Below are 20,788 nucleotides of genomic sequence, written 5' to 3'. Positions count from 1 at the left end.
CGGCGAAAATCACATCGGCTGGCTGTTCAACACGAGGCTCGCCATGCCGAAATAGATGAGCACGCCCATCACGTCGCAGATCGAAGCGACGAGCGGACCGGAGGCGGTGGCGGGATCGAGGTCGAAACTCGACAGCACGAAGGGCAGCGACATGCCGATGAGCGCGCCCATCAGCACGATGGCGATCATGGCGGCGGCGACCACCATCGTCACATCGGGTGTCGCACGCACAAGGCCGATGGCCGAGACCGCGACCGCCATGGTGACGCCCAGCGCGAGGCCGATCAGCATCTCGCGGGACAGCATCTGGAACCAGTCGCCGCGGCGGACGTCGCCGGTGGCGAGCGCGCGAACCATGAGCGTCGCCGACTGCGCGCCCGCGTTGCCGCCCGAACCGATCAGCAGCGGCAGGAAGAACAGCAACGGCAGGTTGTCCGCGACCACATCCTCGAAGGCGGCGATCCCGGCGCCGGAGAAGATATTGCCGAAGACGAGCAGCACCAGCCAGGCGATGCGCGCGCGATAGAGCGAGAGAAACCCCGCCTCGCGCACGCCGCCCTCGATCGGGCCGACGGTCGAGGATTTGTATATATCCTCGGTCGCCTCCTCCTCGGCGACGTCCATCGCATCGTCCTGGGTCACGATGCCGACGAGGCGGCCTTCGCCATCAAGCACCGGCAGGGCGATGAGGTCGTAGCGCGCGATCAGTCGCGCCGCGTCGCTCTGGTCGGCATCGACCCGGAGCGAGACCGGGTCCGTGTCCATCAGGGAGCCGACCCTCTGATAGGCCCGCGCGACCAGCAACTCGCGCAGCGACAGCACGCCGAGCAGGCGGTGCGCGTCGTCGACGATATAGGCGGAATAGACCGTCTCGCTGTCCACCGCCTGCTGGCGCAGCGCCTCCAGCGCCTGAGGCGCGGTCATCTCGGGGCGCAGGGTCGCATAGTCCGAGGTCAGGATCGAGCCGACGGTGCCCTCGGGATAGGAGGCGAGGCGGCGGAGGTCGTCGCGCTCGGCCTTGGCGAGGCCGGGCAGCACGGCTTCCTGCGCGCGGGGGTCGAGAACGTTGTACAGGTCCGCCCGCTCGTCGTGGCTCATCGCGCCCATCAGCCGGGCGAGCTGCTTGCGGTCCATCGCCTCGCTGAGTGCGACCTGGGTGCTGGGCGAGAGATAGCCGAAGGTCTCCGCCTGATCCGCCGCCGGCAGCTGGCGCATGGCGACAAGCGCGTCGGCGGTCTCCATATGGTCGAGCAGGCCGGCGATATCGGCCACCTCCTGCACCACGAAGAAGCCCTTCACCGCGCCGAACTCGCCACGCCGCAGATAGAGCGCGAGCTCCGCCGCCACGATATCGAGCGCCTCGGTATCCTCGAAGGTCTCGGGATCGATGCGGCGGTCGGGCAGGCGTGTCTCGGTCTTGGCTTCGGTCATGGGCTGTTCTCCGGCGGATTCGCCGCGGCGCAGCAAAGCACCCTCGCCCTGTGCTGTCACGCGGCGAAAATCACATCGGCGCTGATCTCTCGACCATTTTTGGACGTTCGGGCTGTCATGGGAAAAACCAGGCGCCTTCGGCAACGGCGACTTCACCAAGCCGACCCTCACCACCAACGAGCTCGCCCTCCGACCCGGCGATCATCTCGGGCCGGAGATGAAAGGCGCGCCCGGCGCCGCGGCCCGGACGGCGGCCATCCTCAGGGGATCGGCGGCATGTCGAGCGGCTCGGCCGATCGGCAGGCATCGCGGATCACGTCCGGGCCACAGGCGCGGGGCTCCAGCTCCGGCGTGAGACAGATCCGCGCCTCCCGCACCTGTCCATCCGCGCAGGTCACGATCATGTCGTCGGGCCGAAAGTCCGGATTGGCGTCGAGCAGGGCCTGCTCCACCTCGGTCGCCGACCGCCGCCCCGGCGGAAAGGCCGGCAGCGAGATCGCTCCGTAGGCCCGGCGCGACAGGTCGAAATAGTCCGGCGCGCTCAGGCCCGCGCAGCGCCCGTGCTTCTTCCACTGATACCAGGCGAGCCCGGCCGACCCCATGATATCCGCCATGGCCGCCGTGACGCCGCGCGCGGGATCGCGGGCGTCGGTCCGGCAATTCTCCGGCCAGCCGCCATCGGCGTATTGCGGCCAGAGCCCGTGCAGCGAGAAGCCGAGGTCGCGGTCCGGCGCGCATTGCTCGGGCGCGTCGCCCCGCGCCGCCTGCGAAGAGCACCAACTCGGGCTCCAGCTCAGCGCCAGCACGTAATAGTCGAACTCCTGCGCCCGTGCCGGCGCCGCCAGCGCCAGCGCGGCCGCCAGGGCCGTTCCAAGCGAATGACCCTTTATCATCGTGACCGATCTGCCTATATACTGCGCGCTGATCCCCACGAACACGGCTCCGCGTGCCTTGGCACACCCGAGTTTTCGGCTCGGGGAAGGATTGTTTGGACGAAAGGAAAAGGTCATGGCGCTTCCATTGATGCAAAAGGCGACCGCCGTCTGGCTCGTCGAGAACACCACGCTCACCTTCCAGCAGATCGCCGAGTTTTGCGGCCTGCACGAGCTCGAGGTCAACGGCATCGCGGATGGCGAGGTAGCGCAGGGCATCAAGGGATTCGATCCGATCGCCAACCGCCAGCTGACCGCCGAGGAGATCGCCCGCGTCGAGAAGGACCCGACCGCGCGGCTCCGGCTCTGGAAGAACCCGGCCGCCGAGGGCGAGACCAAGCGCAAGGGTCCGCGCTATACCCCGCTCAGCAAGCGCCAGGACCGCCCCGCCGCCATCGCCTGGCTGGTGAAGTTTCACCCCGAGCTCAGCGACGGCCAGGTGGCGAAGCTGGTCGGGACGACCAAGCCGACGATCCAGTCGATCCGCGACCGCACGCACTGGAACATCGCCAATACCGCGCCCGTCGATCCGGTGGCACTCGGCATGTGCAAGCAGGGCGAGCTCGACGCCGCCGTCGCCAAGGCGGTGGCCCGCTCGGCCAAGACCGGCGTGGTGATGAACGACACCGAGCGGATGAAGCTGGTCTCGACCGAGCAGTCGCTCGCCATGGAGACCGAGCCGCGCATCCCCGCCAGCATGTCGGGCCTCGAGAATTTCAAGCTCGGCACCGGCCCGCTCCGCAAGGAAGACCGCGTCTCGCGCGAGGATGCCAAGGCTGATGCCGAGAGCTTCTTCAACCTCGCCCCCTCGCCCGACGAGGATGATTGATCCCGAAGCGCGCGACGCGCCTCACGCCGCGGGCGTATCCAGCGGATCGAGCAGCAGGCGGCCACCGTCCACCGCCAGGATCTGCCCGGTGACGAAGCTCGCGGCCGGCGAGGCGAGATAGATCACGGCCGCCGCCGCCTCTTCCGGCTCGCCGAGACGGCCGAGCGGCACGACCTCCCCGAGCGCGCCAGCCAGATCCTCGATCTCGCCGAGCGCCGATTCCATCGAACCGCTCAGCATGCCGCCGACCGCGACGCCGTTCACCCGCACACCATGCCCGGCGAGCGCCACGGCGAACGCCCGCGTCATCTGGTCGAGCGCGGCGCAGCTGACCGAATAGCCGAGCAGCTCCGGCAGGGTGCGCTTGCTCTGGATCGAGCCGATATTGACGATCGCCCGATCCACGGGGCGCGGCTTCTCGGCGGCGGCGAATTCCATCATCCGCCGCGCCACCACCTGGCTCAGCCGCAGTGGCGCGGTGACATTGCGCTCGAGCATCGCGTCGAACTGATCGGTGTCGGGCAGGAACGGATCGGCGGCGACCATCAGCCGGCTCGCATTGACCAGGACATGCACGTTGTCGAAGGCGTCGAGCGTCGCGGCGACCAGGTTGCTCATGGTCAGCTTCTGGCGCAGGTCGCCGGTGAAGGCCACCGCCCTGCCGTCATGGCCCTCGCGGGCGATGGTCTCGACCTCGCGTTCGAGCCGGGTCTCGTCGATATCGGCCATCATCACACTGGCGCCCGCGCGCACGAAGCCGCGCGCCGCGGCCCGCCCGACGCCACGGGCCGCGCCCGTCACGATCACCGATTTTCCGGCCAGTCCGTCGCCCATTCCGCCCCCGCTCGCCCGTGTCACCGCGAGAGTATCGCCGCGCCGCGCCCCCCGCGAGCGCGAAATGCGGATGACGGCGGCGTCCCCCGCCGCTAGAACGAACTCCGACCCGGCGAGGCCGGCGCGTCCGCCCTGGCCTTCTTCGCACCATCTCAACCACCGAACGAGAGACCCCATGTTCATCGCCATGAACCGCTTTCGCATCGTCCCGGGCGCCGAGACCGACTTCGAGGAGATGTGGCGGACCCGCGACAGCGAACTCGACCAGGTCGACGGCTTCGAGGCCTTCAAGCTGTTGCGCGGCCCGACCACCGAGGAGCATACGCTCTATATCTCGCATTCGATCTGGCAGGACCGCGCGGCCTTCGAAGCCTGGACCCGCTCGGCGCGTTTCCGCAAGGCGCATGCCACCGCCGGCGGCCGCGCTCCGATGTATATCGGCCATCCCCAGTTCGAAGGCTTCGAGAGCGTCGTCGAAAGCTGAGCGCCTTCCGCCACGTTCACTCATGCGCGGCCATCGCGGGCAGCGCCGTCGCCGCGCCAGGCCGGGGCAGCATCCGCGCCAGAGCGGCCACCGCGAGGAAGCTGAGCGCGTTGTAGAGCAGGGCGATCCCGAGCGCGCCGGCGTAGACCGCGTGCGGCGCGGTCCCGGCCATCAGTCCGGCGGCGAGGCGGCCGAAGAAGATCTCGCCCATCATCGCCACCCCGAAGGCGCCGCCAACCTGCTGGACCGATTGCAGCGCACCCGAACCGGAGCCGGTGTCGCGCGCCGACACCCCGGCGAGCACCGTCTGGAACATCGGCGCGACGGCGAGCCCGAGTCCGAGCCCGCCGGTCAGAAGCGCCGGTGCGAAGCGCGCCCAGACCACGGCCTCCCCGGTATCCGCCACCACCGCGCGCAGCCAGAGCATCGCAGCGGCCAGCAGCAGCGCGCCGAGGCTGATCCGGCGGCGAGGCCATCGCATGCCCGCCCGCCCCGAGATCAGCGAGGCCACCACCACGCCGACCGAGAACGGCACGGTGACCAGGCCCGATTCCAGCGGGATCAGTCCGAAGCCGTTCTGCAGATAGAGTGCCAGCACCAGGAAGAAGCCCGGAATCCCGGAGAAGAGCAGCGCGACCATCAGGCAGCCGATCAGGAAATTCCGGTTGCCGAGCAGGCCGACCGGCAACAGCTCGGGCCGGCCGCGCAGGTTTTGCCGGCGCTGCCAGCGGACGAAGATCGCGGCGAGCGGGACGGCGGCCAGCATCACCGCGAAGCACCAGAGCGGCCAGCCGAGCTGACGTCCCTCGATCAGCGGCGCGATCAGGCAGAGCAGTGTCACGCCAGCGATGCCGACGCCGACGAAATCCGTGCGCAAGCCGGGTGCCCCGGGCAGATCGGGGACGAAGCGGCGAGCGGCGAGGATGGCGATCAGGCCGACCGGCACATTGACGAGAAAGATCGGCCGCCAGCCGAGGCCGAGAATGTCGGCATGGATGAGAAGTCCGCCCACCACCGGGCCGGTGACCGAGGCGAGCCCGGCCGCCAGTCCGAACAGCGAGAAGGCGAGGCCGCGCTCACGCGGCGGAAACAGGGTGGGGACGATGGCCAGCGTCTGCGGCGTCATCAGCGCGCCGCCGACACCCTGCAATACGCGGGCGGCGATCAGGGCGTTCATGTTCGGCGCAAGACCGCAGAGCGCCGAGCCGAAGGTGAAGACCCCGACCCCGAGAGTGAAGACGCGCCGCCGCCCATGGATGTCGCCGGCCCGGCCGAAGGGCAGAAGGCCGAGGGCGAAGACCAGGATATAGGCCGCCACCACCCATTCGATCTGGCTGTCCGAGGCGCCGAGCGCGGATTGCATGCTCGGCAAGGCCACGTTCACGATCGAGACGTCGATGAGATTCATGAAACCGGCGACCAGCAGAACCGCCATCGCAATCCATCGGCCGGGATAGAGGCCCGGCTCGCCGGCGGTGATGACAGTCATGGTGGCGCCTCCGCGAACGGCCTCGGCGGCTATATGGCGCGCGCGCCCGCCGCGTCAGCCCGTTTTCGCCCGCTGAACCCATCGGGGCCACCGGACCCGGCGCCCTCGCTGAGCCGGGGCTCAGCCCTCCAGCGCGCCGGAAGCCCCGCGGGCCCACGCCGCCCCTAGGCTTCTTCCAGTTTCATATTGGCAGAATTCCTATCGGGCAGGACGAGGGGCCCCCGCCAACAGGCGGGGAGAAAAAGGCTCGCGGCCAACAGGCCGCCCCACCGCTCCGGCGTCAGCCGGAGCGGGACCCAAGGGCCACGCGCCCCGCGGGAGCCCCCCGTGGCTGTTCAGAGCGCCTCGATGGCCAGCGCGATGCCCTGCCCGCCGCCGATGCACATGGTGATCAGCCCGTACTTGCCGCCGATCCGCTCGAGCTCGTAGAGCGCCTTCACGGTCAGGATCGCGCCGGTGGCGCCGAGCGGATGGCCGAGGGCGATCGCCCCGCCGTTCGGATTGACCTTCGCCACGTCCAGTCCGAGGCCGCGGTTGACCGCGATCGCCTGCGCCGCGAAGGCCTCGTTCGATTCGATCACGTCGAAGGCGTCGGCGGACATGCCGATCTTCGTCAGCAACTGCCCCACCGCCGCGATCGGGCCGACCCCCATGGTGCGCGCCGGAACCCCGGAGACCGCGTAACCCAGGATACGCGCGCGCGCCTTCAGCCCCGCCTTCGCGGCCGCGTCGGCACGGGCGACCACCACCGCCGCCGCGCCGTCATTCAGGCCGGAGGCGTTGCCGGCGGTCACGCCGCCGTCCTTCTTGAAGGCGGGACGGAGCTTGGCCAGCGCCTCGACCGTGGTCGCCTTGGGATGCTCGTCGGTGGCCCAGGCGACCATGTCGCGCTTCACCTTGATCTCGATCGGCACGATCTGGCTGGCGAAACGGCCCTCCTTGATCGCGTTCGCCGCGCGGCTCTGTGATTCGGCCGCGAAGGCGTCCTGGTCCTCGCGGGTGATCCCCGCCTCGGCGGCGACGTTCTCGGCGGTGACGCCCATGTGGCCCGTGCCCATCGGGCAGGTCAGCGCGCCGACCATCATGTCGATCGCGGCGGCGTCGCCCATCTTCTGGCCCCAGCGGGTGGAGGTGAGCGCATAGGGCGAGCGCGACATGTTCTCGACCCCGCCGGCCAGCGCGAAATCGGCGTCGCCGAGTGCCAGCACCTGGAAGGCGGAAGCGATCGCCTGCGCGCCCGAGCCGCAGAGGCGGTTGACGTTCAGCGCCCCCGCGCTCTCCGGAATGCCGGCCTCGAGCGCGGCGACCCGACTCACATACATGTCGCGCGGCTCGGTATTGATCACATGACCGAAGAAGACCTGGCCGATCTGGCCGCCTTCGACCCCGGAGCGCTCCAGCGCCGCCTTGGCGACATGCGCGCCGAGCGTGGTCGGCGGCACGGCCGCGAGGCTGCCGCCGAAGGCGCCGATCGCGGTGCGGGCGCCGTCGAGAATGACGATGTCGGTAGTCATGAGCGTTGTCTCCCATTTTGCTTGCCCTACCCTTGGCGCCGGCGGGCGCCGCGCGCAATCCCCCTAGTGGTCTGGACGGCCCGCCGGAGCGATAAAAGGGCGCCTCGGGATCAAGGCACGCTCGCTTTTCAAACGGCGCGGTTCATGTACTATGATCCCCGGCGGCGCGCGGGGCCGGGTTCCGGCCAGGCGCGCCGCTCTTCCGCGTATCTGTCGTGGCGAATGTATCGGCGCCGCGTCCGCGGGCCATCCGGCCCCGAAGGACGCCGCGCGGGGCGGGGAACGGACGTGCAGGTCCTGATCGTGGAGCATAACCGGGACCTCGGCGACGTCTGGGCCGGCTTCCTGACACGCGAGGGCTGCGCCTGCACGCTCGCCTGCGCCGCGGCCGAGGCTTACGCGGCGCTGCGCGCGCGGCCCTATGCCGCGCTGCTCCTCGACATGGAATTCCCCGAAGGCGAGGCGCTCGCCATCGCCGATTTCGCCACCTACCGCAATCCGGACATGCCGATCATCGCCGTGACGGCGCGGGGCTTCTTCTCGGACGGCGCGATCTTCGAACTCATCCCGAACGCCCGCGGCCTGCTCCGCGCGCCGCTGCGGCTCGAGGATATGGCCGCGCTGGTCCAGCACTACGGCGAGAAAAACGCCGATGCCGGGCCGAAGTAGGCGCTCGGCGCCGATTCCCGCGTTCAGCCCCGCTCGTCGATCATCCGGCCGATGCGCGCGAGCATCGCGTCGAAAAACGGATTCGAGGTCAGGCGGCCGACCTGATCGAGGCTCACGGTCAGCGTTCCGGTCTCGCCCCGCGCCGACAGGCTGCCGAGGCTGATCCCGAAGCTCTCGCGCCCATCCGGGGCATAGCCATAGAGCCCGTCCCACGGCGGAAACGGCGGCGCCACGTGGCTGAGCGAGAAGATGTCGCGCGGATAGTCGGCGCCGAGCGGCGTCGCCACCTCCTCCGTGGCACCGGCCTCGCGCACCCGCTCCACCGCCGCCGTGTCCCCCGGGACGTTGCCGATCACCACGATCCGATAGGGCCGCGCCGCCGCCGGGACCAGCCGCGCCGCGCTGCTGAGCGCCGCCGGTCGCAGCATCGGCGCCATTTGCGCGGCCCGGTTCACGTCATAGAGCACCAGTTCGCTGCCGTTCGCCGGCAGCCGGTCATAGAGGTCGGAGACCACCGCCGGCGCGCTCACCGTCGAATCGACCACCGACTGGAAGGTCAGCACCGGCGCGACCCGCGCGATCGCACCCGAGCGGATCACCGCGTCCAGCCGAGCGCGGAGCTGCTCGGTCAGGAGATAGGACTGGCGACCAGCGTTCACCGGAAAGGAATTGTACTTGAAGGGGTTGTATTCGGGGATGAGGTCGAACCAGGCCGCGCGGTCGAAGGCGGGCAGGAGCGCGGGCCAGCCCGCGATCCCGGCGAAGCGCGCGAAGAAGGTCACCCCGATCATCGGCGAGATGAGCACGATCCGGTCCGGCGCCGGCAGCGTCGGGTTCCCCAGCGCGTCCGCCTCATAGATCATGGCGAGCGCGCCACCGTTCGAATAGCCGACGATGTCGAGCGGCTTGTCGGTTCCGGCCAGCAGCCGCGCCTCGCGGACCGCGAGCCGGGTCGCCGCCATCCATTGCGGCCATTCCGCCCGTTCGAGCCCGCCTGGCACCGTGCCGTGCCCCGGCATGCGGATGCCGACCGCGACATAGCCCTTGGAGCGATAGAGTTCGGCCACGTGCCGCAGGCTGTAGGGCGCGTCGGTCAGCCCGTGCAGAAGTGCCACGGCACCCTTTGCCTCACCCTCGGGCCGAAGCACGAAGGAGCGGTTCCAGTCGGTCGGGAAGGCGGGCGAATAGATCGGACTGCCCTCCCAGTACCGGTTCAGCGGTACCTGCTCGTCGGGAGTGAGCTTCAGCGTGACATTCTCGCGCACCTCGGCGAAGGCGCGGTCCTCGGCGGCCATCCAGGCCGCCCAGTCCATCGCGTCGATCTCCTCCGCGGTCGGCTCGTCGGGCGCGTAGCGGTGCCAGACCGCGAGCCGGTCATCGGTCACCGCGACATAGGTGCGCGCGCCGAGCACCACGAGGAGGAGCAGGATCACCGCCCAGGCGATCCATCGCAGCAGTCCAAGCAACATTCCGACTCCCCGCGACCGGACTCGACGACATCCCTAGCGCGCGCCCGGCCGCCGCGCCATAGTCTCGCCATGGCGGCGCGAAACGCGCTATCGCGGGGCTTGGCCCGCGCTGGGAGAGACCAATGATCGAAACGCCCTACCTGCTCTTTCTTGGCGACGCGCCGGACCCGCTCGCCGCCAAGGTCGCGCAGGGCATCCGCGACTGGCGCCCGGAGGCGGCGGTCGGCCAGTATCGCATGGCTGGCTGCCAGGCCGACATGGGCCTCCCGGACATGACGCTGTCCGAGGCGGCGGCGGCAGGCGCGCGCACCCTCGTCGTCGGCGTCGCCAATCGCGGCGGAGTGATCTCACCCGCCTGGATCACCGTGCTCGGCGAGGCGCTGGAGCGCGGCTTCGACCTCGCCTCCGGCCTGCACAACCTCCTCCGCGACGAGCCCGAACTGCTCGCCATCGCCATGGCCAAGGGGCGCAAGCTGCATGATGTGCGGGTGCCGGAGGTGAGATATCCGATCGCGAACGGGGTGAAGCGCGCCGGCAAGCGCTGCCTCGCCGTCGGCACCGACTGCTCGATCGGCAAGATGTATACCGCGCTCGCCATGGACCGCGAGATGCGCGCGCGGGGAATGAAATCGACCTTCCGCGCCACCGGCCAGACCGGGATCCTGATCACCGGCGACGGCGTGCCACTCGACGCGGTGGTCGCGGATTTCATGGCCGGCGCGATCGAATATCTGACGCCCGACAACGAGGCCGACCACTGGGACCTGATCGAAGGCCAGGGTAGCCTGTTCCATGCCTCCTATTCCGGCGTGACGCTGGCGCTGATCCACGGCGGTCAACCCGACGCGCTGATCCTCTGCCACGAGCCGACACGGACGCATATGCGCGGCCTGCCCGACTACAAGCTGCCGAGCCTCGAGGCTTTGCGCGACCTCGCCCTCACCATGGCGCGGATCGTCAATCCGGCGGTCGTGGTGACGGGCATCTCGGTCAATACCTCCGCCCTGTCCGCGGCGGCGGCGCTGGCCTATCTGGCCGAGACCGAGGCGCGGATGGGACTTCCGGCCGTCGATCCGTTCCGCACCGGCGTCGGGCGACTGGTGGACGCGCTGCCATGAGGCCGAGCGTCGCGGCCGAGGTCTTCCCGCTCGCCCAGGTCTTCACCATCAGCCGCGGCTCGCGGACCGAGGCGCGGGTGCTGACCGTGACGATCGAGGCCGAGGGCGCGCGCGGCCGGGGCGAATGCGTGCCCTACGCCCGCTACGGCGAATCGCTCGAAAGCGTGACGGCGCAGGTCGAGGCGCTCGGGCCGCTGACCACGCGCGCCGCCCTGCTCGACCAGCTGCCGGCCGGCGCGGCGCGGAACGCCGTCGATTGCGCGCTGTGGGACTGGGAGGCGAAGCGCGGCGGTCGCCGGGTCTGGCAACTCGCCGGGCTGTCCGCGCCGGGGCCGGAGATCACCGCCTATACCCTGTCGCTGGCCGCGCCGGAGGCGATGCGCGCGGAGGCGGCGAAGAACGCCCACCGCCCGCTCCTCAAGATCAAGCTCGGCGGCGAAGGCGACATGGCGCGGCTCGAAGCGGTGCGCGCCGGGGCGCCCGCCGCGCGCATCATCGTCGATGCGAACGAGGGCTGGACGGCCGATGCCTACGCGGCACTCGCCCCCGCGCTGGTCCGGCTCGGCGTCGAGGCGGTCGAGCAGCCGCTGCCGGCCGGCGGTGACGGCGCGCTGGGCGAGATGGCGCGGCCGCTGCCGGTGGTCGCGGACGAAAGCTGCCACGACCGCGCCAGCCTGCCCGCGCTCGCCGGCAAGTACGACATGGTGAATATCAAGCTCGACAAGACCGGCGGTCTGACCGAGGCGCTGGCCTTGCGCGACGCGGCGCGGGCGGCGGGCTTCGGCGTCATGGTCGGCTGCATGGTCGGCTCCTCGCTCGCCATGGCGCCGGCGGTGCTGGTCGCGCAAGGCGCGGCGCTGACCGATCTCGACGGACCGCTGCTGCTGGCGCGCGACCGCGACCATCCGCTCGAATATGACGACGAGGGCGTCCATCCCGCGACGCCGGAACTTTGGGGATAGAGCCGCGATGAGCCGAACCGTCTATGTGAACGGCGTCTATGTACCCGAGGAGGAAGCGCGAATCAGCGTCTTTGATCGCGGATTTCTCTTCGCCGACGGGGTCTATGAGGTGACCTCGGTCCTCGGCGGCAAGCTGATCGATTTCGCCGGCCATGTCGCCCGCCTCCACCGCTCGCTCGGCGAACTGGAACTGACGCTCCCGGTGACGGACGCCGAGCTCCTGGCCATCCATCGCGAGCTCGTCGCGCGGGACGGGGTCGAGGAAGGCATGGTCTATCTGCAGGTCACCCGCGGCGCCGCCGACCGCGACTTCGCCTATCCCGAAGCCGCGGTGCCGAGCCTCGTTCTGTTCACCCAGTCAAAGCCGCTGATCGACTCGGCGAGCGCGCGGAACGGGATTCGGGTCATCACCGTGCCGGACCTGCGCTGGGCGCGGCGGGATATAAAGACCGTGCAGCTCCTCGCGCCGTCGATCTGCAAGATGATGGCGAAGAAGGCCGGCAAGGACGACGCCTGGATGGTCGAGGACGGCTTCGTGACCGAGGGCACATCGAACAACGCCTATATCGTCACCACCGACGGCGTGATCGTCACCCGGCAGCTCGGCACCGAGATCCTGCATGGCATCACCCGCGCCGCCGTGCTGCGCCTCGCGCGGGAGGCACAGATGAAGGTCGAGGAACGCCCCTTCACCGTGGAGGAGACCAAGGCGGCGGCGGAGGCCTTCTTCACCTCGGCCTCCGCCTTCGTGACGCCGGTGATCGAGATCGACGGCGCCGCCGTTGGCGCGGGAACGCCCGGTCCGGTCGCCACCCGGCTGCGCGAGATCTACATCGCCGAAAGCCGCGCCCACGCGATCTGAGAGAGAAAGCCCGCCCGTGATCGAGAGGGTGACGGCGCGGGCTCAGGACTCGCCGGCGAATTTCGCCCGCGCCTCGGGGGAGGCGTCGGTCTGGTAGCGGGCGGTCCAGTCCGCATAGGGCATGCCGTAGACGATCTCCCGCGCCGCGTCCTTGTCGAGCGTCAGGCCGCGCTCCGCCGCCGCCTCCTGATACCACCGGCCGAGGCAGTTGCGGCAGAATCCGGCGAGGTTCATCAGATCGATGTTTTGCACGTCGGTCCGCTCGCGGAGATGGTCGCGCAGCGCTCGGAAGGTGGCGGCTTCCAGTTCGATCCGGGTCGCGTCGTCCATCTCTCGTTTCTCCCTCAGCTCGCGGCGATCACCTGCGCGAGGATGGGCGCGAGCCGAGCCGCCCAGGCTCGCTGATCCTCCGGCGTGGCGATGAGATCCTGCCGGAGCTCGATCAGCACGTGGCGGAGGCCGCGCAAGGTGCCGTGCCGGTTCAGCGTGTCGCCCTCGAGCTCGCCATGATAGGGCTGGTTGTCGCCGATGACGAGGTCCGGCTCCGCCCGCAACCGCGCGATCAGCGGCAGGGCGACGCGCCCGTCCTTGTCCCAGAGGACGCCGACATGCCAGGGCCGGGACTCCCGCCCGCGCAGCCGCGGCGTGTAGGAGTGAATCGACACCAGGGCCGGTTCGCGCCCGGCCGCGACCATCCGGTCGATCTCGGCGGTGATCGCCGCGTGATAGGGCCGGTGCCAGGCATCCAGCCGCCGCTCCCGCTCCTCCGGCCCGGCGTGGCGGTTGGCCGGGATGATCGTGCCGTCATAGAGCCGCATCAGCAGCGTCGGATCGTCCTCGCCGCGGTTCGGATCGATGACGAGCCGCGAGAACCGGGTCAGCAGGGCCGGCGCGTCGAGCAGCTCCGCCAGCGCCAAAGCAAGACCGCGCGCACCGATGTCATAGGCGATATGCCGCCCCATCTCCGCCTCGGGTAGACCGAGGTCGCCGCCCGCGACGGCTTCGGGCACCAGGTTCGTCGCATGGTCGCAGAGCACCAGAACGGCGGCCGCGCCCCCCGGATTCGCGACTTCGTATGCGGCGGAGGCGGTCATCGGCTGTCCGTTCGTTGCGTTGGAGCCCAAGTTATCCACGCGGGCTGACCGAAGCCAGAGCAGGCGCCAGTTTTCGCCTCGATGCGCGGCATTTTTCGTTTCAACGCGAGATCGTTCGGATATAACCGGCCGCGATAGACCCGGCCTCGCTCCCGGCCGGTCGGGAACCCCAACCGGATTGGATGGCCCTCGCATGAAAACGCTCCGTCGGACGCGCAACGTCAAGATCGTCGCAACCCTCGGACCCGCGTCCGACACCTACGAGATGATCCGCGACCTGTTCCTCGCAGGCGCCGATGTGTTCCGCCTCAACATGAGCCACGGAACACAGGACGACATCGCCCGCCGCCATGCCATGATTCGCAAGGTGGAGGAGGAGGTCGGCCGGCCGATCGGGATTCTCGCCGACCTGCAGGGCCCGAAGCTGCGCTGCGGCGTCTTCGCGAACGGCCCGGTGATGCTCGAGGTCGGCGCGCCCTTCCGGTTCGATCTCGACACGGCCGAGGGCGATGTGACCCGGGTCTGCCTGCCGCATCCCGAGATCTTCGCCGCGCTCGAGGCCGGCTCCACGCTCTTGGTCAATGACGGCAAGATCCGGCTGAAGGTCGTCGATTGTTCGCCGAACCATGCCAATACCGAGGTGGTGGTCGGCGGCGAGATCTCGAACCGCAAGGGCGTCAACGTCCCCGACGTCGTGCTGCCGCTCGCCGCGCTGTCCAAGAAGGACCGCAGCGACCTCGAATTCGCCTGCGAGCTCGGGGTCGACTGGCTGGCGCTCAGCTTCGTGCAGCGCGCCCGCGACGTGTTCGAGGCGCGCGAGCTGGCCGATGGCCGCGTCGCGATCCTCAGCAAGATCGAGAAGCCGGCGGCGGTGAAGGCCTTCGCCGAGATCCTCGAAGCCTCGGACGGGATCATGGTCGCCCGCGGCGACCTCGGTGTCGAGCTGCCGGTCTATCAGGTGCCGCCGATCCAGAAGCAGCTGACCCGCGCGTGCCGGGCGGTCGGCAAGCCGGTGATCGTCGCGACGCAGATGATGGAGAGCATGATCACCGCGCCGGTACCGACCCGCGCCGAGGTCTCGGACGTCGCCGCGGCGATCTACGAGGGCGCGGACGCGGTGATGCTGTCGGCGGAATCGGCATCGGGCGACTACCCGATCGAGGCGGTCACGATGATGAACAACGTGGCGATCTCGGTGGAGAGCGACACGATCTATCGGCAGGTGATCGAATCGTCGCGAACCCCCTACCGCCAGCGGGTGTCGGACGCGATCACCGTCGCGGCCCGCGAAGTGGCCGAGACGACTCAGGTCAAGGCGATCTGCTGCTTCTCCCACTCCGGCACCACCGCCCAGCTCACCGCGCGCGAGCGGCCGCGGGTGCCGATCATCGCGCTCACTCCGCTGATCGCCACCGCGCGCCGCCTCTCCCTTTCATGGGGGCTGCATTGCGTCGTCACCGAGAGTGTCGACCGCTTCAAGATGGCGGTGATCAGCGCCGCCCGCGCCGCCCGCGACCATGGCTTCGCCACGGACGACGACCGCATCATCGTGACGGCGGGCATCCCCTTCGGCCGTCCGGGCACCACCAACATCCTTCGCGTCGCCCCCTGCAACGAAAAGCAGATCTTCGAGGGCGGCACCGAGGACTGACAAGGGGCCAGACCGGCGGGTGGCCCGATGCCGACAGGCGCGGGCCGCGGGCGTTCCCGATGATCCGCCAGGCGGCGGGTCAACCGGCCCTTGTGCTTTCGCCGCGCACCGCCTATAGGGCGCGGCTTCCAGGACGCGGCCGGCGAACAGGGGCTGCCGAGTCGCGTCGCGACCTCTGACAGGAGACCGAAATGCCCAAGATGAAGACCAAATCAGGCGCGAAGAAGCGCTTCAAGGTGACGGCCACCGGCCGGATCGTCGCCGCCCAGGCCGGCAAGCGGCACGGGATGATCAAGCGGTCGACGAAGTTCATCCGTCAGGCGCGGGGCACCACGGTCCTCTGCGCGGCGGATGAGAAGATCATCAAGACCTACATGCCCTACGCGCGCTAAGGGGAGGCCGAACCATGTCCCGAGTGAAAGGTGGAGCCACCTCCCACGCCCGTCATCGCAAGGTCGTCAAGGCCGCCAAGGGTTACTACGGCGCGCGGAGCACGAACTTCCGCACCGCCACCCAGGCCGTCGACAAGGCGCAACAGTACGCGACCCGCGACCGCAAGGTCCGCAAGCGCAATTTCCGCGCGCTGTGGATCCAGCGGATCAACGCCGCCGTGCGCGCCTATGACACCGACCTGACCTATTCGCGCTTCATCAACGGCCTCGATCTGGCCGGGGTGGAGGTGGACCGCAAGGTTCTCGCCGATCTCGCCGTGCACGAGCCGGACGCCTTCAATGCGATCGCCGCGCAGGCCAAGGCCGCTCTGGCCTGAACCACCGCGCCCAGCGCTGTTTTTAGAAACTCGCCGGCGGCAACGTCGGCGAGTTTTCTTTTGACTCCGATTCGCGGTCCGGGATGACGAACGGGTGGCTTCCGACGGCCATCGGTTGCCCATCGGGCGGGCACTTGCCTTCCTTGCTGAGCACAGGGCGGGCAATGGCCATGCTTCCGCCCGAATGAGGGCACGCCACCCGTTGCATTCGTGCTCCGTGGCGGGCAACTCACGAGCATGAGTTGACGGCTAGGGTTCCGGCGCCCGCGAGAAGCGCGACTGGTCCGAGAGTTGTCACCGGGCGGGGAGAAATCCCGTACGGGTGCACGGCGGGACAAAAACCCGGGAGACCTCGTAGAAGCCAAGGGATTGGCGGTACGAAGGTGTCCGCCGATCCCTTTCAGGAAGACGGAAAGGGACAGAGCATGAAACCGATCGCAACCGCCTTCACCGCCAAGGTTCTTGCGGGGAGCCTTCTCGCGCTCACCCTCGCGATGCCCGCCGCGGCCGAGCAGAAGACCGATTTCAAGGTCGCCTGGTCGATCTATGTCGGCTGGATGCCCTGGGGCTACGCCGCCGACACCGGCATCGTCAGGAAATGGGCCGACAAGTACGGCCTGACCATCGAGGTCACGCAGTTCAACGACTATGTCGAGTCGATCAACCAGTATACCGCGGGCGCCTATGACGCGGTGACGCTCACCAACATGGATGGCCTGTCGATCCCGGCCGCGGGCGGCGTCGATACCACGGCGGTGATCGTCGGCGACTTTTCCAATGGCAACGACGCGGTGATCCTGAAGGACGGCGCCGCGCTGGCGGACATCGAGGGGCGATCTGTGAACCTCGTCGAGTTCTCCGTGTCGCACTACCTGCTGGCCCGCGCGCTGGAGACGCTCGGCAAGAGCGAGCAGGACGTGGCGGTAGTGAACACCGCTGACCCCGACATGGTTGGCGCCTTCCAGACCCCGGACGTGACCGCCATGGTCACCTGGAACCCGATGGTCTCGGAGATCGTCAAGCTGCCCGACGCCACCAAGGTCTTCGACTCCGCGCAAATCCCCGGCGAGATCATCGACCTGATGGTGGCGAATACCGAGACCATCACCGACAATCCCGATTTCGCCAAGGCGCTGTCCGGCATCTGGTACGAGACGCTCGCGCTCGCAACCGCCGACACGCCCGAGGGCGCCGAGGCGCGCGCCGCGATGGGCGCCGCCTCCGGTACCGATCAGGCGGGATTCGAGGCGCAGCTGACCGCGACCAAGCTGTTCGACAAGCCGGCCGAGGCCGTCGCCTTCGTCACCTCGCCCGACCTCGCGACGACGATGAACCATGTGCGGACGTTCCTGTTCGACAAGGGCCTGCTCGGCGCCGGCGCGCCCTCGGCCGACGTGGTCGGGATCGAGCTGCCGTCGGGCGAGGTGCTCGGCGACGGCGGCAACGTAAAGCTGCGCTTCACCGACGACTGGATGCAGCGCGCCGCCGACGGCGCGCTCTGAGAGGAAGCCCGATGCGCTGGATCAACCGTCGCCCGTCGCGCGGAAGCGAGCTCGTCTTGCTGTGCCTGCCGTTCATCGCGCTGATCATCGCCTACCTGATCGGCTCGACCATGCGGCTGGAGGCCAACCCGAACGACAAGGTTCTGCCGAGTCCGGCCCAGCTCTGGGCCGCCATCGAGCGCATGGCCTTCATTCCCGACCCGCGGACCGGCGCCTACCTGCTCTGGTCCGACACCGGCGCCAGCCTGACGCGGCTCGGCGCCGGGCTCGGCATCGCCACGGTGATCGCCCTCGTGCTCGGGCTGGTCATCGGGATGCTGCCCTATATGCGCTCGCTGCTGGCGCCGTTCGTCGCCTTCGTCTCGATGGTGCCGCCGCTGGCGCTGCTGCCGATCCTCTTCATCACCCTCGGCCTTGGCGAGGCGGCGAAGATCACCCTCATCGTCATCGGAGTGACCCCGATCATGATCCGCGACCTGGCGTTGAAGGCGCGGGACATACCCCGCGAGATGATCGTGAAGGCCGAGACGCTGTCGGCCTCCAGCTGGCAGATCGCGCTCCGCGTCGTGCTGCCACAGATCCTGCCGCGGCTCCTCACCTGCCTGCGGCTGCAACTCGGGCCGGCCTTCCTGTTCCTGATCGCGGCGGAGGCGATCTCGGCCGATTCAGGCCTCGGCTACCGCATCTTCCTCGTGCGGCGCTATCTCTCGATGGACGTGATCTTTCCCTATGTCGCCTGGATCACGCTGCTCGCCGTCTTCGCCGACCTCGGTCTCGACTGGCTGCGCCGGCGGCTCTTCCCCTGGTCCGAGCTGGAACGCGGTAGATGAGCGGCCGAACGAGCGGAATCGTCGTCGAAAACGTCTGGAAGGAGTATGGCGACCAGATCGTGCTGGAGAATCTTTCCCTTACGGTCGCCGAACGCGCCTTCGTCGCCCTGGTCGGTCCGTCCGGCTGCGGCAAGACCACCTTCCTGCGCATGCTGCTCGGGCAGGAACAGCCGACGCGCGGCCGCGTCCTGCTCGACGGCCAGCCGCTGCCGCCGGAGCCGGGTGCCGACCGCGGCGTGGTCTATCAGCGTTACTCGGTCTTCCCGCACATGACCGTGCTCGGCAACGTCATGGCCGGGCCGGAACTTCGCGCCTCGCGCTTCACCGGCCGCCTGCGGGGCGCGGCGAAGCGCGAGCTGGCCGTGCAAGCGCGAGCGATGATCGCCGAGGTCGGCCTCGCCGGGTCCGAGGACAAGTACCCCGCCCAGCTCTCCGGCGGCATGCAGCAGCGCCTCGCCCTCGCCCAGGCGCTGATGATGAAGCCGCGCGTCCTGTTGCTGGACGAACCCTTCGGCGCGCTCGACCCCGGCATCCGCGCCGACATCCACGTGCTGATGAAGCGACTCTGGAACGAGACCCCGATGACCGTCGTCATGGTCACCCATGACCTGCGCGAGGCTTTCACCCTCTCGACCCGCATCATCGCCTTCGAGCGCCCCCGCGACCGGCCGGAGGAAAAGGAGCGGTACGGGGCGACGATCACCAAGGACATCGCCATCTGGCCGCCCCGGATCGCGGGGGAGCGCACGCTCTTTGACCCGCCGACGATCGAGGACATCGCCGGCGCGGTCGAGCCCGTGCCCACGGCGTGAACCCCGCGCGGAGGAAGGCGGACCGAGGTCCGCCTTCGCAACCGCCCACAGCGCGCCGGGACGGCCCGGCGCGGCTTCCGCGAATCTCCGGGACGACCCGGAACCAAGGAGCCATGCGATGATCCACATCCCCCGCGCGCCCGACCAGATCGCCGCCGACCGCGCCCGTTACGAGGCGCACCAGAAGAAGGGCCTGGAGGCCGCGCCGAAGTCGCTTCCCTCCCCCTCGCCCGTCCCCGCGCCCGCCCTCGATCCGGCCCGCGTGATCGGCACCGAGGCGATCGCGCCCGGCTGGTACTGGACCACGCGGCTGCTGAAAGGCGAGGCGCTGCGCATCGCGCCCGTGGACACCACCTCAACCGTCGCGCTCGCGGTCTGGTCCGCCGCCGACCCGACCGAGCGGTTGAACCTGCCGGACACGGTCAAGGTCCAGTGGACCACCGAACTCGGCCGCGGCCGGGTGCTGTTCTCCGACATGGGTCGTGTCCTGCTCTCGATCACCGAAGACAGCTCCGGCGCGCACGACGCCCTCACCGGCGGCTCGACGCCCGCGACCAACGCCCGCTACGGCGACCCGCGACTGCGCAACACCCGCGAGAACATGGTCCTCGCCGCTGCCAAGGTCGGCCTCGACCGCCGCGACATCCCCGCGCTCCTGTCACTCTTCGCCCCGGTCCGGGTCGACGCCGCCGGCCGCTTCGCCTGGAACCCCGCGCTGCTCTCGGGGCGCGACTGGGTGGAACTCCGCGCCGAGATGGACGTCCTGATCGCCCTCTCCACCGCGCCGCATCCGCTCGACCCGAACCCCGCCTACGCCCCCCGTCCGATGATCGCGACCCGCCTCGCCGCCCTGCCGGTCGGCGCCGACGACATCTGCCGCGCCGCCACCCCCGAGGCCGTCCGCGGCTTCGAAAACAACGCCCGCGCCTGAGGTCCCCGATGGAACAGATCTTCGACATCCCCGCCGAAAAACCCTGGTCCGGCCTCGTGAAGAAGGGCCAGACCATCCGCATCGAGGACAGCCACGGCCAACAGGCGATCGACACGATCTTCTACGCCGCCGGGAACTTCGGCGAGCGCTACTCCAACCAGGAGACCATGCGCGCGAACGGCGTCGCCTATATCTCCAACGGATCGGCGATCGTCTCCTCCGAGGGCCGGGTGATGCTCACCGTCACCGCCGACACCGCCGGCCGGCACGACACCAGCGCCGGCTGCTGCTCGTGCGAATCGAACTCCGTCCGCTTCGGGCACGAGACCCGCTACCTCCACGCCTGCCGCGAAAATTTCATTGTCGAACTCGCGAAGCACGACATGGGCAAGCGCGACATCGTGCCCAACATCAACTTCTTCATGAACGTGCCGATCAGCCCGAACGGCGCGATGACCATCGATGACGGCATATCCTCGCCCGGCGACCATATCGAACTGGTCGCGGACATGGACGTGCTCTGCGTCATCTCCAACTGCCCGCAGATCAACAACCCCTGCAACGGCTTCGATCCGACGCCGATCCGCGTCACCATCCGGGACTGAC

The 20,788-nt window shown here is 69.3% G+C and carries 22 protein-coding genes and 1 riboswitch; of the genes, 14 read left to right on the top strand and 8 right to left on the bottom strand.

The genetic code is table 11. The features are described 5' to 3' along the window. Positions 1-9 precede the first annotated feature (9 nt). Positions 10-1,431 (bottom strand): magnesium transporter, encoded by a 1,422-nt coding sequence (mgtE, locus tag Q0480_RS03210; RefSeq protein ID WP_299130618.1) that lies wholly within the window; start codon positions 1,429-1,431, stop codon positions 10-12. Positions 1,432-1,691: 260 nt separating this feature from the next. After that, positions 1,692-2,324: a ribonuclease T2 gene (locus Q0480_RS03205; RefSeq protein ID WP_299130615.1), complete on the bottom strand. Its 633-nt coding sequence runs from the start codon at positions 2,322-2,324 to the stop codon at positions 1,692-1,694. A 115-nt stretch (positions 2,325-2,439) separates the two neighbouring features. Here Q0480_RS03205 and Q0480_RS03200 point away from each other — a divergent pair, with 115 nt between their 5' ends. Next, positions 2,440-3,192, top strand: a complete 753-nt coding sequence (locus Q0480_RS03200; RefSeq protein ID WP_299130613.1) for a cell cycle transcriptional regulator TrcR — start codon at positions 2,440-2,442, stop codon at positions 3,190-3,192. 21 nt (positions 3,193-3,213) lie between these two features. On the opposite strand, the gene Q0480_RS03195 is transcribed toward Q0480_RS03200, so the two are convergent. Next, positions 3,214-4,026, bottom strand: a complete 813-nt coding sequence (locus Q0480_RS03195; protein WP_299130611.1) for an SDR family oxidoreductase — start codon at positions 4,024-4,026, stop codon at positions 3,214-3,216. Positions 4,027-4,201: 175 nt separating this feature from the next. Here Q0480_RS03195 and Q0480_RS03190 point away from each other — a divergent pair, with 175 nt between their 5' ends. Then, complete coding sequence (locus tag Q0480_RS03190) at positions 4,202-4,510, top strand: antibiotic biosynthesis monooxygenase (protein WP_299130609.1); 309 nt, start codon at positions 4,202-4,204, stop codon at positions 4,508-4,510. 16 nt (positions 4,511-4,526) lie between these two features. Here Q0480_RS03190 and Q0480_RS03185 read toward each other — a convergent pair whose 3' ends face one another. Together Q0480_RS03185 and bktB are read right to left on the bottom strand one after the other, a co-directional pair. After that, on the bottom strand, positions 4,527-5,999 hold the full coding sequence (locus tag Q0480_RS03185) for an MFS transporter (RefSeq protein WP_299130607.1): 1,473 nt from the start codon (positions 5,997-5,999) through the stop codon (positions 4,527-4,529). 335 nt (positions 6,000-6,334) lie between these two features. Further along, positions 6,335-7,513 carry a beta-ketothiolase BktB gene (gene bktB, locus Q0480_RS03180; protein ID WP_299130604.1) on the bottom strand — a complete coding sequence of 393 codons (1,179 nt, stop codon included), beginning with the start codon at positions 7,511-7,513 and terminating at the stop codon, positions 6,335-6,337. Between the two features lie 288 nt (positions 7,514-7,801). Between bktB and Q0480_RS03175 the strand changes: the two genes are divergently transcribed. Next, positions 7,802-8,182 (top strand): response regulator, encoded by a 381-nt coding sequence (locus Q0480_RS03175; RefSeq protein ID WP_299130602.1) that lies wholly within the window; start codon positions 7,802-7,804, stop codon positions 8,180-8,182. A gap of 23 nt (positions 8,183-8,205) precedes the next feature. Here Q0480_RS03175 and Q0480_RS03170 read toward each other — a convergent pair whose 3' ends face one another. After that, a complete protein-coding gene (locus Q0480_RS03170) occupies positions 8,206-9,651 on the bottom strand; it encodes an alpha/beta hydrolase (protein WP_299130599.1) in 1,446 nt (481 codons plus the stop codon). A 122-nt stretch (positions 9,652-9,773) separates the two neighbouring features. Between Q0480_RS03170 and dgcN the strand changes: the two genes are divergently transcribed. Genes dgcN through Q0480_RS03155 form a run of 3 tightly spaced genes read left to right on the top strand, consistent with a single transcriptional unit; the run spans position 9,774 to position 12,593 of the window. Further along, complete coding sequence (gene dgcN / locus Q0480_RS03165; RefSeq protein WP_299130596.1) at positions 9,774-10,769, top strand: N-acetyltransferase DgcN; 996 nt, start codon at positions 9,774-9,776, stop codon at positions 10,767-10,769. Continuing rightward, entirely contained in the window at positions 10,766-11,731 is a 966-nt protein-coding gene (dgcA, locus tag Q0480_RS03160; RefSeq protein ID WP_299130593.1) for an N-acetyl-D-Glu racemase DgcA, read from the top strand. The genes dgcN and dgcA overlap by 4 nt, the downstream gene beginning before the upstream one ends. A 7-nt stretch (positions 11,732-11,738) precedes the next feature. Next, on the top strand, positions 11,739-12,593 hold the full coding sequence (locus tag Q0480_RS03155) for a D-amino-acid transaminase (protein WP_299130590.1): 855 nt from the start codon (positions 11,739-11,741) through the stop codon (positions 12,591-12,593). A gap of 42 nt (positions 12,594-12,635) precedes the next feature. Here the strand turns inward: Q0480_RS03155 and Q0480_RS03150 are convergent, their stop codons facing one another. Together Q0480_RS03150 and Q0480_RS03145 are read right to left on the bottom strand one after the other, a co-directional pair. Further along, complete coding sequence (locus Q0480_RS03150) at positions 12,636-12,923, bottom strand: DUF1244 domain-containing protein (RefSeq protein ID WP_299130587.1); 288 nt, start codon at positions 12,921-12,923, stop codon at positions 12,636-12,638. 14 nt (positions 12,924-12,937) lie between these two features. Then, positions 12,938-13,687, bottom strand: coding sequence for an N-formylglutamate amidohydrolase (locus Q0480_RS03145; protein WP_299130584.1), 750 nt, complete (start codon positions 13,685-13,687; stop codon positions 12,938-12,940). A 193-nt stretch (positions 13,688-13,880) separates the two neighbouring features. On the opposite strand from Q0480_RS03145, the gene pyk reads away from it, so the two are divergent. The 8 genes from pyk (at position 13,881) to Q0480_RS03105 (ending at position 20,787) form a co-directional block, all read left to right on the top strand. Next, positions 13,881-15,338, top strand: coding sequence for a pyruvate kinase (gene pyk, locus Q0480_RS03140; protein WP_299130581.1), 1,458 nt, complete (start codon positions 13,881-13,883; stop codon positions 15,336-15,338). A 191-nt stretch (positions 15,339-15,529) separates the two neighbouring features. Then, positions 15,530-15,730, top strand: coding sequence for a 50S ribosomal protein L35 (gene rpmI / locus Q0480_RS03135; RefSeq protein ID WP_299130578.1), 201 nt, complete (start codon positions 15,530-15,532; stop codon positions 15,728-15,730). Between the two features lie 14 nt (positions 15,731-15,744). After that, on the top strand, positions 15,745-16,107 hold the full coding sequence (gene rplT, locus Q0480_RS03130; protein WP_299130575.1) for a 50S ribosomal protein L20: 363 nt from the start codon (positions 15,745-15,747) through the stop codon (positions 16,105-16,107). Positions 16,108-16,345: 238 nt separating this feature from the next. Further along, positions 16,346-16,458: riboswitch (guanidine-I (ykkC/yxkD leader) on the top strand. A 74-nt stretch (positions 16,459-16,532) separates the two neighbouring features. Next, positions 16,533-17,609, top strand: coding sequence for a putative urea ABC transporter substrate-binding protein (locus tag Q0480_RS03125; RefSeq protein WP_299130572.1), 1,077 nt, complete (start codon positions 16,533-16,535; stop codon positions 17,607-17,609). An 11-nt stretch (positions 17,610-17,620) separates the two neighbouring features. Further along, a complete protein-coding gene (locus Q0480_RS03120; RefSeq protein ID WP_299130569.1) occupies positions 17,621-18,439 on the top strand; it encodes an ABC transporter permease in 819 nt (272 codons plus the stop codon). Next, the gene (locus Q0480_RS03115; RefSeq protein ID WP_299130565.1) at positions 18,436-19,251 is read left to right on the top strand and encodes an ABC transporter ATP-binding protein; all 816 of its coding nucleotides are present in this window, start codon (positions 18,436-18,438) and stop codon (positions 19,249-19,251) included. Before Q0480_RS03120 ends, Q0480_RS03115 begins: the two co-directional genes overlap by 4 nt. Positions 19,252-19,369: 118 nt before the next feature. Continuing rightward, positions 19,370-20,182, top strand: coding sequence for an urea amidolyase associated protein UAAP1 (locus tag Q0480_RS03110; protein WP_299130562.1), 813 nt, complete (start codon positions 19,370-19,372; stop codon positions 20,180-20,182). Positions 20,183-20,190: 8 nt separating this feature from the next. After that, positions 20,191-20,787, top strand: a complete 597-nt coding sequence (locus Q0480_RS03105) for an urea amidolyase associated protein UAAP2 (protein WP_299130559.1) — start codon at positions 20,191-20,193, stop codon at positions 20,785-20,787. Position 20,788 lies beyond the last annotated feature (1 nt).

Origin of the sequence: uncultured Amaricoccus sp., from assembly GCF_937891315.1 — a bacterium.
GTDB lineage: Bacteria > Pseudomonadota > Alphaproteobacteria > Rhodobacterales > Rhodobacteraceae > Amaricoccus.
The sequence above is the reverse complement of the archived record's forward strand: the minus strand, read 5'-3'. Positions and strand labels throughout refer to the sequence as shown.